The organism is Rhizobium yanglingense (genome assembly GCF_977109285.1).
In genome coordinates this window covers 274502-287558 of the sequence record NZ_CDSAWY010000004.1, presented here as the reverse complement: position 1 = coordinate 287558, position 13057 = coordinate 274502, and the positions used below count along the sequence as shown (strand labels likewise).

The 13057-nt window shown below is 60.8% G+C and carries 13 protein-coding genes and 3 pseudogenes; 13 read left to right on the top strand and 3 right to left on the bottom strand.

All coding sequences use genetic code 11. From position 1 onward, the window contains the following. Positions 1–53 precede the first annotated feature (53 nt). Both tyrS (ACW4PC_RS06335) and tyrS (ACW4PC_RS06330) read right to left on the bottom strand, forming a co-directional pair. Complete coding sequence (tyrS, locus tag ACW4PC_RS06335) at positions 54–710, bottom strand: tyrosine--tRNA ligase (protein WP_455873198.1); 657 nt, start codon at positions 708–710, stop codon at positions 54–56. Beyond that, complete coding sequence (gene tyrS, locus ACW4PC_RS06330) at positions 697–1302, bottom strand: tyrosine--tRNA ligase (protein WP_455873197.1); 606 nt, start codon at positions 1300–1302, stop codon at positions 697–699. Before tyrS (ACW4PC_RS06330) ends, tyrS (ACW4PC_RS06335) begins: the two co-directional genes overlap by 14 nt. Before the next feature lie 112 nt (positions 1303–1414). Between tyrS (ACW4PC_RS06330) and ACW4PC_RS06325 the strand changes: the two are divergent. Continuing rightward, positions 1415–2538: pseudogene (locus ACW4PC_RS06325) on the top strand (anhydro-N-acetylmuramic acid kinase). Next, positions 2538–3059 carry a GNAT family N-acetyltransferase gene (locus tag ACW4PC_RS06320; protein ID WP_455873621.1) on the top strand — a complete coding sequence of 174 codons (522 nt, stop codon included), beginning with the start codon at positions 2538–2540 and terminating at the stop codon, positions 3057–3059. The pseudogene ACW4PC_RS06325 and the gene ACW4PC_RS06320 overlap by 1 nt, the downstream one beginning before the upstream one ends. Before the next feature lie 3 nt (positions 3060–3062). Here the strand turns inward: ACW4PC_RS06320 and ACW4PC_RS06315 are convergent, their stop codons facing one another. Continuing rightward, positions 3063–3743 (bottom strand): alpha/beta hydrolase, encoded by a 681-nt coding sequence (locus tag ACW4PC_RS06315; protein ID WP_455873196.1) that lies wholly within the window; start codon positions 3741–3743, stop codon positions 3063–3065. A 201-nt stretch (positions 3744–3944) separates the two neighbouring features. Between ACW4PC_RS06315 and ACW4PC_RS06310 the strand changes: the two are divergent. The 11 genes and pseudogenes from ACW4PC_RS06310 to ACW4PC_RS06260 all read left to right on the top strand — a co-directional run bounded on the left by ACW4PC_RS06310 (position 3945) and on the right by ACW4PC_RS06260 (position 12889). Continuing rightward, positions 3945–5112: pseudogene (locus ACW4PC_RS06310) on the top strand (cysteine desulfurase family protein). 663 nt (positions 5113–5775) lie between these two features. Continuing rightward, a pseudogene (locus ACW4PC_RS06305) lies at positions 5776–5865 on the top strand (hypothetical protein); the annotation flags it as partial. Positions 5866–5893: 28 nt separating this feature from the next. After that, positions 5894–6370 carry a SufD family Fe-S cluster assembly protein gene (locus ACW4PC_RS06300; protein WP_455873195.1) on the top strand — a complete coding sequence of 159 codons (477 nt, stop codon included), beginning with the start codon at positions 5894–5896 and terminating at the stop codon, positions 6368–6370. Next, a complete protein-coding gene (locus ACW4PC_RS06295; protein ID WP_455873194.1) occupies positions 6328–6777 on the top strand; it encodes a SufD family Fe-S cluster assembly protein in 450 nt (149 codons plus the stop codon). Before ACW4PC_RS06300 ends, ACW4PC_RS06295 begins: the two co-directional genes overlap by 43 nt. A gap of 72 nt (positions 6778–6849) precedes the next feature. Beyond that, positions 6850–7605 (top strand): Fe-S cluster assembly ATPase SufC, encoded by a 756-nt coding sequence (gene sufC, locus ACW4PC_RS06290; protein WP_455873193.1) that lies wholly within the window; start codon positions 6850–6852, stop codon positions 7603–7605. 23 nt (positions 7606–7628) lie between these two features. Further along, positions 7629–8903 carry a Fe-S cluster assembly protein SufD gene (sufD, locus tag ACW4PC_RS06285; RefSeq protein ID WP_455873192.1) on the top strand — a complete coding sequence of 425 codons (1275 nt, stop codon included), beginning with the start codon at positions 7629–7631 and terminating at the stop codon, positions 8901–8903. 13 nt (positions 8904–8916) lie between these two features. Beyond that, entirely contained in the window at positions 8917–10158 is a 1242-nt protein-coding gene (locus ACW4PC_RS06280) for a cysteine desulfurase (RefSeq protein ID WP_455873191.1), read from the top strand. A gap of 11 nt (positions 10159–10169) precedes the next feature. Beyond that, positions 10170–10550 carry an SUF system Fe-S cluster assembly protein gene (locus ACW4PC_RS06275; RefSeq protein ID WP_027512444.1) on the top strand — a complete coding sequence of 127 codons (381 nt, stop codon included), beginning with the start codon at positions 10170–10172 and terminating at the stop codon, positions 10548–10550. A 201-nt stretch (positions 10551–10751) separates the two neighbouring features. Next, a complete protein-coding gene (gene sufA / locus ACW4PC_RS06270; protein WP_039846772.1) occupies positions 10752–11147 on the top strand; it encodes a Fe-S cluster assembly scaffold SufA in 396 nt (131 codons plus the stop codon). 89 nt (positions 11148–11236) lie between these two features. Beyond that, positions 11237–11872, top strand: coding sequence for a LysE family translocator (locus tag ACW4PC_RS06265; protein WP_455873190.1), 636 nt, complete (start codon positions 11237–11239; stop codon positions 11870–11872). 216 nt (positions 11873–12088) lie between these two features. Continuing rightward, positions 12089–12889, top strand: a complete 801-nt coding sequence (locus ACW4PC_RS06260) for a class I SAM-dependent methyltransferase (protein ID WP_455873189.1) — start codon at positions 12089–12091, stop codon at positions 12887–12889. The last annotated feature ends 168 nt before the right edge of the window (positions 12890–13057 follow it).

The following is a 13057-nucleotide window of genomic DNA, read 5'->3' as shown; positions in this document are numbered from 1 at the left end:
GAAGGCCGGCTTCCTTGGATTTCGATACCGTGTGGCTCAGGCCGCGCGGCGGATCAGGATGTGCTTCTTCTTGCCGAGCGACAGCTTGATGACGCCATCGGCGGTGATTTCAGCCGCTGCCGATCAGCCGACGCTCGTCGCTGACCGCTTGGTCGTTGATGCGCACGGCTACCGCCCTGAACGTGACGGCGGGCCTCGCCGTTGGAGTGAGCAAGGCCGGCGCCGCGACGATCAGCGAAAGCAGGCCGATATCCGGCGTCGAGTTCGGATGCGGGAACATCGACGGAGGGAAGGTTCTCGGCGATCCCGCCTTCTTCGAAGGTTTTTCGAGCCGTTTCCGCGGCCTCTTCGGCAACGGTGCGGCCATGCAGGATCGCCGTTACTTCGGTTGCGAGTATCTTCTTTACCTCGTTGATTTCCGAGCCACCGAGCGCAGACAAGCGTGCGATCTCGTCCATGGGCAAGGTGGTGTAAAGCTTGAGGAAGCGCGGGATGTCGGCATCTTCGGTATTGCGCCAGTATTGCCAGAAGTCATAGGCCGAGAACATATCGGCGTTCAGCCAGACGGCACCGGTCGCCGACTTGCCCATCTTGGCGCCGGAAGATGTCGTCAGAAGCGGTGAGGTCAGGGCATAGAGCTGTGTAGTCCCCATGCGGTGACCGAGGTCGATGCCGTTGATGATGTTGCCCCACTGGTCAGAACCGCCCATCTGCAGCTGGCAGGCCGTAGTGTTTTGCCAGTTCGACGAAGTCGTAGGCCTGCAGGATCATGTAATTGAATTCGAGGAACGAGAGCGACTGTTCGCGATCGAGACGCGTCTTCACGCTGTCGAAGGCCAGCATGCGATTGACCGAGAAGTGGCGACCGACATCGCGCAGAAAATCGAGGTAGTTGATCGAACGCAGCCATTCGGCGTTGTTGATCATCAAGGCGTCCTTCGGACCCTCACCGTAGGTCAGGTAATTCGAGAAGACACGCTTGATCGAGGCGATGTTGCTTTCGATCGTTTCGACGGTCATCAACTGGCGTGCTTCCTCCTTGAAGGACGGATCGCCTACCATGCCGGTGCCGCCGCCCATCAGCGAAATCGCGCGGTGGCCGGTTTTCTGCAGCCAGTGGAGCATCATGATCTGGATCAGCGAGCCTGCATGCAGGCTCGGCGCCGTCGGGTCGAAGCCGATATATGCCGTCACGCTTTCCTTGGCGAACAGATCGTCGAGGCCTGTTTCATCGGAGATCTGATGAATGAAAAAGCCGCGCTCTTTCAGGATGCGCAGGAAATCGGATTCGAACTCGGACACTGACTTCGTCTCTTCGGGGTGTCGGATCGAGACTCGTTTGAACCGCCCGCGGCGCGTTTAGCACTGTTTTGCCGAAAGTGCACTATTCCGTTCGGAATGTTTTGGAGGATGGATGGGTAAAATAAGAACCGCAATCGGCCTTATGAGCGGAACGTCGATGGACGGGATCGATGTCGCCCTGGTTCGTGCGCCACGGTGAAGCCAGCGTGGAACGCGGGCCGTTTCTGGGGGTGCCTTGACGATCCGGCCTTTCGCGACAGGCTGAAGCTTTCGCTTGAAGGCGCCAAATCCATACTCAGGCGCAAGGAACGCCCCGGCGAACTGGCAACAATCGAGCGAGAGCTTACGATGCGTCATGCATCTGCCGTAACGGAATTTCTCGATCGTTGCGGTCTGGATCGAGAGCGCGATCGATGTCGTCGGATTCCACGGCCAGACCGTGCTGCACCGGCCCGACGAGGCGCTGACCGTCCAGCTTGGCGACGGGCGGCTGCTTGCGAGCGAGACCGGCATCCCGATCGTTTACGACATGCGGGCGAACGACATGGTGCATGGCGGGCAGGGTGCGCCGCTCGTGCCGGCCTACCATGCGGCGCTTTCCGGGGACTCTTCGAGACGCCGAGCTGCCGGTCTGCTTCGTCAATATCGGCGGCATCTCGAACCTCACCGATATCGGCGCCGACGGCTCGATCGTCGCCTATGACAGCGGGCCGGGAAATACCTTGATCGACCAATGGGTCGAGACAGAATGCCGGGATTCCGTTCGACCAGGGCGGCATGATTGCTTCGGAAGGCAAGATCGTCGCCGAACTGGTCGACCGGTATCTGGAAAGCCCGTTCTTTACTGCCGGGAAACGCCGTTCGCTCGATCGCAATGACTTTCTACCGCCGAGCGGAGCGGACGCCGAGCTCGCGGACGGCGCGAGGACGCTCGCCTATGTGGCTGCCGCCTCGATCATCAAATCGGCCGGTCACCTGCCGGGGATGCCGACGCTCTACATCGTCTGCGGCGGCGGACGGCTGAACCGCACGATCATGCGCGATCTTGCTGATCTCGCTGCCCGCCAGAATGCCGACGTGATCTCCGCCGAGGTTGCGGGCTTTAACGGCGACGCCATGGAAGCTGAAGCCTGGGCCTACCTAGCAGTCCGGTCGCTGGAGGGACTGCCGCTGACTTTTCCGGGCACGACCGGCGTCAAGGAACCAGTCAGCGGCGGCATTCTTGCGAGGCCATGATGGTGGGAACGCTTATTCTCGAAACGTCGCGGCTGCGGCTGGTGATGTGGGACGCAAGCGATGCCGGACTGGTCCGCACGCTGCATTCGACGATTGGCACAACGCGCTATATGTCCGGCGGCACGCCTTGGAGCATCGAGAAGTGCGAGGAGCGGCTTGCCAGCTGGTTCAAAGAAAATGCGCAGGACGGAACGACAAAGTACAAGCTCCTGAGCAAAGATGATGGCCGCTTCATCGGCCGCGCTGGCATTTCGATGCATGACCGCGACGAGAACGAATTCGAACTCGGTTATGCGCTTTGCGAGGAAGAATGGGGAAAGGGCTATGCGACGGAAGTGGCCAGTGCGCTTGCGATGTGGTTCTTCGACAAGGGCTTCGCCACGCGTTTCATCGCTTTCACGCATCCGGAAAACTTCGCCTCGCAGCATGTACTGAAGAAGATCGGAATGCGGCCGGTCGCGCCGCGGCTGATCGACGGCTTTGTGGCGCCGACATTCGAGCTCGGCGCCACCGACATTTGATTGTCAGCGAATACGCTTCGCTGCCGGTTCCGGCACCAGTTCGCCGTTCAGGCGGCGGTCGAGATAGTCCTCGCATTCCGCCATCAGTGTTTCGACCTGGCCGTTGAAGAAGTGATTGGCATTCGGCACGGTACGGTGAGTGATGAGGATGCCCTTCTGCGTCTTCAGCTTTTCGACCAGACCGTTGACATCCTTTTCCGGCGCGACCTTGTCGGCTTCGCCGTTGATGATCAGGCCGGAAGACGGGCAGGGCGCCAGGAACGAGAAGTCGTAGGTGTTCGGTTGCGGCGCAATCGACATGAAGCCTTCGATTTCCGGGCGGCGCATCAGCAGCTGCATGCCGATCCAGGCGCCGAAGGAATAGCCAGCGACCCAACAGGTCTTCGAATTCGGCGATGCAAACTCTTGCACCCAATCGAGCGCGGAAGCGGCATCCGAAAGCTCGCCGGCGCCGTGGTCGAATTCGCCCTGGCTGCGGCCGATTCCGCGGAAGTTGAACCGCAATGTCGTGAACCCGCGCTTCTGGAACATGTAGAAGAGCTGGTAGACGATCTGGTTGTTCATCGTGCCGCCGAACTGCGGGTGCGGGTGCAGGATAAGGGCGATCGGCGCACTTTTTTCCTTGGAGGGCTGGTAGCGGCCTTCAAGACGGCCGGCTGGGCCGTTGAAAATGACTTCGGGCATCGGTACTCCGGGTTTTTATTTTCGCGTTCCTGCTGCTTAGACTTGACGAACGTTGTCAGCTTTTCTAAAACGCAGTTTAGAACAATTCGAAACTTGCATGCGATCCACGCATCGTGGACGTGTCATAAGGCAAGCCCGGCGGAAATTTCAAGGAAAATGAACCGTGGCAGCCTAGCAGGATCAAGCGCAGGACAAAAGAGCATGGCGCCGCCCCGCCTTTATCTTGATTGGAACGCGACATCGCCGCTGCATCCCGCAGCGCGCGAGGCGGTTCTAAGCGCGCTTGCTCTGTTTGGAAATCCGAACTCTGTTCACGGCGAAGGCCGCGCCGTACGCGCTGCGATCGAGGGTGCGCGCCGCCAGATCGCGGCGCTGACCGCGGCCGAACCGGCACATGTGATTTTTACCAGCGGCGCGACGGAAGCGGCCAATATGGTGCTGACGCCGGATTTCCGCATGGGGCGCACGCCGCTTGCGATCGACCATCTCTACTATTCGGCGATCGAGCATCCGGCCGTGCGAGAAGGCGGGCGCTTTCCTGCTGAAAGACGACTGAGATTCCGGTCACGTCCGCAGGTGTCGTGGATCTGGCAGCGCTGGAGAGATTGCTTGCGGGCCACGACAGGGCCTCGGGCTTGCCGATGGTGGCGATCATGCTCGTCAACAACGAGACGGGTATCGTCCAGCCGGTCCGCGAAGCCGCCAAGATCGTACAGACGTATGGCGGACTTCTCGTCGTGGATGCGGTGCAGGCAGCAGGACGCCTGAAGCTCGACATCGACGAGCTCCGGTGCCGATTTTTTGATCGTGTCCTCACACAAGCTCGGCGGGCCGAAAGGCGCCGGTGCGCTTGTTTCGCGCGGTGAGGCGCTGATGCCGAGGCCGCTGATCCGCGGTGGTGGCCAGGAAAAAGGTCACCGTTCGGGGACTGAGAATTCCGCCGCCATCATTGGCTTCGGTGCCTCCGCAGCCGCGGCACTTGCCGAGTTCGACGAGCGCAATAGCAGATTTGAAAGGCTTCGCGACCCGTCTTGAGGCCGGAATGCGGCGCGCAGCGCCCGGTTTACTGATTTATGGCGCGGACGGGCCGCGGGTATCGAATACGAGCTTCTTCACGCTTCCGGGCCTCAAGGCCGAGACCGGCCAGATCGCCTTCGATCTCGAAGGCGTTGCGCTTTCGGCGGGCTCCGCCTGCTCGTCCGGCAAGGTCGGCGAAAGCCATGTGCTTGTGGCCATGGGCGAGGACCCGAAAATGGGCGCGCTGCGCATCTCGCTCGGTTTTGCGACGACGGAAGAGGAAATCGACGGGGCGGTCGCCGCCTTTGCGAAGATAGCCGGGCGGTGCAGGCCGGCCGGAGAGGTGGCCTAACGGCCTCACTAAATCGCGGAAATGCAAATTTCCGCTTGCCAATCGGGCTGAAAAGCGCCTTTTGGCCACCTACATACGGGGTAAGGAATATTGCCCCAAGACAAGCTGCCGGACCTTTACCCGGCAAGATTGGAGAACGACATGCCCGCCGTCCAAGATACGGTTGAACGCGTCCGCCAGATCGACGTGGACCAGTACAAATACGGCTTTCGAAACCATCATCGAGATGGACAAGGCACCCAAGGGCCTGTCCGAAGAGATCATTCGTTTCATCTCCGCCAAGAAGCGATGAGCCTGAATGGATGCTCGAATGGCGCCTTGAAGCATACAAGCGCTGGCTGACGATGGACGAGCCCACTTGGGCTCGGGTCGACTATCCGAAGATCGACTTCAATGAAATCCACTTATTACGCTGCGTCCGAAGAGCACATCCGGCCCGTCGTCGCTGGCTGAAGTCGATCCGGAACTGCTGAAGGTCTACGAGAAGCTGGGCATCCCGCTGCGCGAGCAGGAAATCCTTGCCGGTGTCGCAAGGTTGAGCAAGCGCGAAGATCGAGAAGCCAGTGACAACGTTTAAATCGGCGCGTGCGTTCGATTCCGTGTTCGACAGCGTCTCGTGTACGACCTTCAAGGAAGAGCTGACAGAAGGCCGGCGTGATCTTCATGTCGATCTCCGAAGCGATCCGAGAGCATCCCGAACTCGTGCAGAAGTATCTCGGCTCCGGTCGTTCCGCAGACTCGGACAATTACTACGCGACGCTGAACTCGGCCGTCTTCACGGATGGCTCCTTCGTCTATCGTGCCGAAGGGCGTGCGCTGCCCGATGGAGCTTTCCACCTATTTCCGCATCAACGAGAAGAATACCGGCCAGTTCGAGCGCACGCTGATCATCGCCGAGGAAGGCGCCTATGTGTCCTACCTCGAAGGCTGCACGGCGCCACAGCGTGACGAAAACCAGTTGCACGCCGCCGTCGTCGAACTGATCGCGCTGGACGATGCCGAAATCAAGTATTCCACCGTCCAGAATTGGTATCCGGGCGATGCCCAGGGCAAGGGCGGCATCTACAACTTCGTCACCAAGCGCGGCGATTGCCGCGGCGACCGATTCGAAGATCTCGTGGACGCAGGTCGAGACCGGCTCCGCCATCACCTGGAAGTACCCGTCCTGTCATCCTGCGCGGCGACGATAGCCGCGGCGAGTTCTATTCGATTGCCGTGTCCAACGGCCATCAGCAGGTCGACAGCGGTACCAAGATGATCCATCTCGGCAAAAACACCTCGAGCCGCATCATTTCCAAGGGTATTGCCGCCGGCGTGTCGCAACAACACCTATCGCGGTCAGGTGTCGGCCCACCGCAAGGCCTCGAAAACGCGCGCAACTTCACGCAGTGCGACTCGTTGCTGATCGGCGACAAGTGCGGCGCGCATACGGTGCCCTACATCGAGGCAAAGAATTCGACGGCACATTTCGAGCACGAGGCGACGACCTCGAAGATCTCCGAAGATCAGCTCTTCTATTGCCTGCAGCGGGGCATCCCGGAAGAAGCGGCGATTGCGCTGATCGTCAACGGCTTCGTCAAGGAAGTCCTGCAGGAACTGCCGATGGAGTTCGCCGTCGAGGCGCAGAAGCTGATCAGCATCTCGCTCGAAGGCAGCGTGGGCTAACGCCAAACGAAACGACTACGCAATGGCGCGCGCGGCGCGCCTTTCTACGATTGCTTTTTATGGGACATAACCATGCTTGAAATCAGAAACCTGCACGCCTGCATCGCCGAAGACGGCACCGAAATCATCCGCGGCTTGGACCTTACGGTGAAGGCCGGCGAAGTCGCTGCCATCATGGGGCCGAACGGCTCTGGCAAGTCGACGCTCTCCTATATTCTCGCGGGTCGCGAAGACTATGAAGTGACCGAAGGCGACATTCTTTACAACGGCGAGAGCATCCTCGAGCTCGACGCTGCCGAGCGCGCCGCCAAGGGCATTTTCCTCGCCTTCCAGTATCCGGTTGAGATCCCGGGTGTCGCCACCATGCAGTTCTTGAAGGTCGCGATGAACGAGCAGCGCAAGGCGCGAGGCGAAGAAGAGCTGAAGACGCCGGATTTCATGCGCCTCGTCAAGGACGCGGCCGGCAAGCTGCAGATCAATACCGAGATGCTGAAGCGTCCGCTGAACGTCGGCTTCTCCGGCGGCGAGAAGAAGCGCGCCGAGATCCTGCAGATGGCGCTGCTTCAGCCGCAGCTTTGCGTGCTCGACGAGACCGATTCCGGCCTCGACATCGACGCGCTGAAGATCGTTGCCGATGGCGTCAACGCACTGCGCTCGCCGGATCGCGCGGTGGTCGTCATCACCCATTACCAGCGCCTGCTCGATTACATCGTTCCGGACACGGTTCACGTCCTCTACAAGGGCCAGGTGATCAAGTCGGGCGACAAGACGCTGGCGTATGAGCTCGAAGCCAACGGATACGCCGACATCATCGGAGCGGCAGCCTGATTCAGGCGGAAAGGACGGGTCTCATGAACATGCAGACGACGAGCCGCCTGACTGCCGCGGAAGCGGCGCTCGTTGAGGCTTTCAACAATCAATTCGGCGAACTGCCGGGCGACGGCGCCGTGACGGCGACCCGCGACCGGCTGCTCGACGACCTGAAGAAGGGCGGCCTGCCGACACGGAGGATCGAGGCCTGGCACTATACCGACCTCAAGAACCTGCTGCGCGAGGTGCCGGCCACTGCCGGGGACGCCGCGTCGAAAGAGATCGAGCCGTTGATCGAAGGTTCTTCGGTTCTTTCGATCGTGCAGGGCCATGCGGATCCTAGCGCAAGGGCGGGCGACCTCGAAATTTCCAGCTACGCGCAGCGCCTGATCGACGGTTCGGCTGCCGCCGCGCTTGGCGCGCTCGGCGCGGATGACGCCGTCGGCCGCATCAATGGCAGCTTCGTGCGCGACGGCTATGTCGTCGACATCCCTGCAAAGACCGAGTTCCAAAAGCCGCTGGAGATCGACGTCGTTCACGCCGGCGGCCAGATCCATACGCGCCTGCCGGTGTCCTTCGGCGAAAACGTCAAGGCGACCGTGATCGAGCGTCACCTATCGGTGACCGGGGATGCGGCATTCGTGTCCCATGTCAGTGACATCACGATCGGCGAGGGCACGGAACTTATCTGGATCATCCTGCAGCAGCAGGGCCGCGAGGATACGCATCTCGGCCAGATCCGTATCGATCTCGGCGCCAATGCCAAGCTGAAGCTCTTTGTCATCAACGCTGGCGGCAAGCTGGTGCGCCAGGAAATGCATATCAAGGTGACGGGCGAGGGTGCGGACCTGACGCTCCGAGGCATCAACCTGCTCGGCGGCGATACGCATACCGACGTGACGATGGTGCTTGGCCACAACGTTCCGCACACCGGTTCGACGGAGATCATCCGCAACGTCGTCTTCGACCGCGCCAAGGGGGTCTTCCAGGGCATGATCCGGGTTGCGCCTGACGCGCAGAAGACCGATGCGAAGATGTCCTGCAACACGCTGCTGATGTCGGACGATGCCGACTTCTCGACAAAGCCGGAGCTTGAAATCTTCGCCGACGACGTCCAGTGCGGCCACGGTGCGACCGTTACCGACATCGATGACAATCATCTCTTCTATATGATGGCGCGCGGCGTTCCGGAGAACAAGGCCCGCGCGATGCTCGTCAATGCCTTTGTTGCGGAGATCGTCGAAGAACTTGAAGACGAATCCCTGGTCGAGGCGCTGGAAGGCGTCATCTCGGCCTGGCTCGAAAAGCACGCCTGATCGGATAAGCGCCATGGACAAGATAGTACCGGCAGCCACCTACGACGTCGAAGCCATCCGCAAGGATTTTCCGATCCTTGCGCGGGAGGTTTATGGTAAGCCACTGGTCTATCTCGACAACGGCGCGTCCGCACAGAAGCCGCAGGCCGTCATCGACGCCATCTCGCGGACCTATTCGAACGAGTATGCGAATGTGCACCGCGGCCTGCATTACCTCTCCAATGCCGCAACCGAAGCCTATGAAGGCGCGCGCGAAAAGGTGCGCAGTTTCCTGAATGCGCCGTCGGTCGACGACATTGTCTTCACGAAATCCTCGACGGAGGCGATCAATACGGTCGCGCATGGCTGGGGAATGCCGAAGATCGGCGAGGGCGACGAGATCGTCGTCTCGATCATGGAGCACCACTCCAACATCGTCCCTTGGCATTTCATCCGCGAACGGCAGGGCGCCAAGCTGGTCTGGGTGCCGGTGGACGACGAAGGTGCCTTTCATATCGAGCACTTCGAGAAGAGCCTGACGGAGCGCACCAAGCTTGTCGCGATCACGCATATGTCGAATGCGCTCGGCACGATCGTTCCGGTCAAGGAAGTTTGCCGTATTGCTCATGAGCGCGGCATTCCGGTCTTGATCGACGGTTCGCAGGGTGCCGTGCACCTGCCGGTCGATGTCCAGGATATCGACTGCGACTGGTACGTCATGACCGGCCACAAGCTCTACGGTCCCTCGGGAATCGGCGTGCTCTACGGCAAGAAGGACCGGCTTCGCGAGATGCGTCCATTCCAGGGTGGCGGCGAGATGATCTTCGAGGTGACCGAGGATGCGGTCACCTACAACGACCCGCCGCATCGCTTCGAAGCCGGGACGCCGCCGATCGTTCAGGCGATCGGCCTCGGTTATGCGCTGGACTATATGGAGAAGGTCGGCCGCGAGGCGATTTCGCGTCATGAAGCCGAACTGACGGCCTATGCTGGCGAGCGCCTGCGGTCGATCAACTCGCTGCGCGTCTTCGGAACGGCACCCGGTAAAGGCAGCATCTTTGCGTTCGAACTCGCCGGTCTTCACGCTCACGACGTTTCGATGGTCATCGACCGGCAGGGCGTTGCGGTGCGTGCCGGCACGCATTGCGCCATGCCGCTCTTGAAACGCTTCGGCGTCACCGCCACATGCCGTGCATCCTTCGGCATGTACAATACACGTGCCGAGGTCGATGCCTTGGCTGACGCGCTGGAATATGCGCGCAAGTTCTTTGCTTGAGGAGTGTCCGTATGAGCCTGGACGAGAGCGAACAGAAGACCGACGTGCGCGAGGGCATCGTGCATTCGAGCATTCCTGCCGATGAACTGGCGCGCCTCAGCGACGACGTCATCGGGGCGCTGAAAACCGTCTACGATCCGGAAATTCCCGCCGACATCTTTGAACTCGGTCTGATCTACAAGATCGACATCGAAGACGACCGGATGGTGAAGATCGTCATGACGCTGACGGCGCCAGGCTGCCCGGTTGCCGGCGAAATGCCGGGTTGGGTCGAGAATGCCGTCGGCGCCGTCGAAGGCGTATCCGGCGTCGAGGTCGCAATGACCTTCGATCCGCCGTGGACGCCGGACCGCATGTCGGAAGAGGCGCAGGTGGCCGTCGGCTGGTATTGAGGGTCAGGCGGCCGACTTTTCATTGGGCATGATGGGAGCAAGGCTGATCCCGAACGCCTTGCGATGAGAGGACATACATCAATGAAAAGGCGTAAGACGAATTTCGCGTTTGATTAAGGGATTGAAGCATTAGGCATAACTGCCTAAATTAAAGAGATGAAGCGCCGGATCTTGACCCCGGTGTGGAAGGAGAATGAGCCGATGGGCTTTGCAGTGATGAGCATGACCGGCACCGCCGCGGCGCGCGTAAAGGCAATCGTTGAAAATTCCGGGCCGGACGCCAAGGGCATCCGCGTCGGCATCAAGAAAGGCGGCTGCGCCGGGATGGAATATACCATCGAGCTGGTGAGCGAACCCAATGCCAAGGACGACCTGATCGAGCGCGACGGCGCCAAGGTCTGGGTGGAGCCCTCTGCGGTCCTCTATCTGCTCGGCACGGAAATGGACTTCGAGACCACGACGCTGCGCTCGGGCTTCACCTTCACGAACCCGAACCAGACATCGGCCTGCGGCTGCGGCGAATCCGTCGAGCTTAAGCCTGCCGATCTCGCGGCGCTTGCCGCGCGCGGCGACGCGGTGGTGCCTGCCGCGCACTGAATTCTTCGGGGCCGAAACCGAAAGCCGCCAGCAATGGCGGCTTTGTTATTTTGATTTGTCCCTTTCAGCAGCGAAACAGTTTCTACCTTATGATCATCGAAACGCTGCTACTGCTCTTTGCCAAAGGCGCGCTTCTCGGCCTCATCGTCACAGCGCCGCCGGGGCCGATCGCGACGCTCTGCATCAACCGCAGCCTTCATCGTGGTTTCGGATCGGGCGCAGCCATCGGCATTGGGGCAGCGCTTGGCGATGCGTGTTACGCGCTGGTCGCAGCCGCCGGTCTCGCGATGGTTTCGGATATCGTCGATGACTATTCGCTGCCGATTGCGGCGGCCGGCGGTGCACTTCTGATCTTTCTCGGCATCCGAGATCTCATGACGCCGCCCGCCGGTGCCTTGCAGGTCGGTGCGCGTGATCTCTTGCGCACGATCGCCTCGACCTTTCTGCTGGCGATTTCCAACCCCGGCGCGCTTCTGTCCTTCGGGGGCCTCTTTGCTGGCCTTGGCTTGGTCGATGGCAAAACCGTCACCGAGGTGGCATCGATCGTCACCGGCGTGTTCTTCGGGGCCATGGTGTGGTGGACGGCGCTGAGCGCGGCGGTGAATCTCGCCCGCGACAGGATTTCACGCGATCTCACGCTGCTGATCCGCCGCATTTCCGGGGGCCTGATCATTGCCTTCGGCACCGTCGTTCTCGGCTTTGCCGCGCGGCTGCTGCTCGCGTAGAGAGTTAGGGGTGCCGGTCAGTTGCGCTTGATGCTGATCAGTAGTCGCGACGCCGGAGGATTTGGCCAGGGTGCAGAGGTTTGTCGCGGGAAACGCCTAGGCGACGGCCTTTGCTCTAAGCTTTTTTCGGCGCAATATGGCCATTGCTCATGACCGGTTGGCGCCCTGCCAAGTGCTCAGTTTTAACTGCCATGCCTCTGGCTGATGGAGCTTTCGATGTCCTCAAGCTTTAACGTTCACAACGCGGCCGGCTACGAGCAGCTCATGGGACGCTGGAGCCAAAAGCTCGCGTCGCCATTCATCGAGTTTGCGGGCCTTGCCGATGGTGAGAAGGTACTTGATGTCGGTTGCGGCACGGGCAGCCTGACATTTGCCCTTGCCAAGGCCGCTGATCTCAGCGAGATCGCTGCCGTCGACTATTCGCCAGTCTTCGTCGAGGAGGCAATTCGGCGCAACATCGACCCGCGCATCAAGATCGGGCAGGCGGACGCTTGCTCTTTGCCTTTCGAAGACGGAGGCTTCGACCGCGCGCTCGCACTGCTCGTTCTTCATTTCGTGCCCGAGGCCGGGCGGGCCGTTGGAGAGATGCACCGCGTCGTGCGTCCGGGCGGGGTAGTCGCCGCAGCTGTCTGGGATCATCTCGGCGGCATGCCCGGCATGCGAATGATGGTCGACACCGTGGCGGCACTCAGCGAGACCGGGCGGCAGCTGCGCAATCGCTATTGCTTTCAGCCGATGATGGAGCCTGGCGAAATGAAGCGGACTTTTGTCGAGCAGGGTCTGCTGGACGTGACCGAAACCCAGCTGGTGATCCGCATGGAGTACCAGAACTTTAATGATTACTGGGCACCTATTGCCGCAGGCGAAGGGCCTCTTGGCAAATATGTGGCGACGCTCGACGCCGCTGAGCGGGCGCGCATCGATGCTGCCGTACGCGACGCATACGAGGCGGGCCGGTCCGATGGCCCAAGGTCGTTCGCAAATGTTGCCTGGGCCTGTCGCGGCATCGTTCCCTGAGCCGGCAGCCAGAGGTCTGAGCCGCCCCCGCCGTTTCTTACACGCACGATCCTTGATCTTAGGGCCGAAGGCCCCTCCGACGAGGAGCCTTCCAGCCCCCGCTTCAGGCTCGGGGCATTCATCGCTGCAATCGATTCACCGGATCGATCGGCTCGGGCTTTGCCCGAC

Coding starts and splice junctions, on each gene's coding strand:
- tyrS (WP_455873198.1), bottom strand. CDS start 710: ATGGGCGGTTCTGACCAGTGGGGCAACATCATCAACGGCATCGACCTC.
- ACW4PC_RS06320 (WP_455873621.1), top strand. CDS start 2,538: ATGGTGGGAACGCTTATTCTCGAAACGTCGCGGCTGCGGCTGGTGATG.
- ACW4PC_RS06315 (WP_455873196.1), bottom strand. CDS start 3,743: ATGCCCGAAGTCATTTTCAACGGCCCAGCCGGCCGTCTTGAAGGCCGC.
- ACW4PC_RS06300 (WP_455873195.1), top strand. CDS start 5,894: ATGGCTCCTTCGTCTATCGTGCCGAAGGGCGTGCGCTGCCCGATGGAG.
- sufC (WP_455873193.1), top strand. CDS start 6,850: ATGCTTGAAATCAGAAACCTGCACGCCTGCATCGCCGAAGACGGCACC.
- sufD (WP_455873192.1), top strand. CDS start 7,629: ATGAACATGCAGACGACGAGCCGCCTGACTGCCGCGGAAGCGGCGCTC.
- ACW4PC_RS06280 (WP_455873191.1), top strand. CDS start 8,917: ATGGACAAGATAGTACCGGCAGCCACCTACGACGTCGAAGCCATCCGC.
- ACW4PC_RS06275 (WP_027512444.1), top strand. CDS start 10,170: ATGAGCCTGGACGAGAGCGAACAGAAGACCGACGTGCGCGAGGGCATC.
- sufA (WP_039846772.1), top strand. CDS start 10,752: ATGGGCTTTGCAGTGATGAGCATGACCGGCACCGCCGCGGCGCGCGTA.
- ACW4PC_RS06265 (WP_455873190.1), top strand. CDS start 11,237: ATGATCATCGAAACGCTGCTACTGCTCTTTGCCAAAGGCGCGCTTCTC.
- ACW4PC_RS06260 (WP_455873189.1), top strand. CDS start 12,089: ATGTCCTCAAGCTTTAACGTTCACAACGCGGCCGGCTACGAGCAGCTC.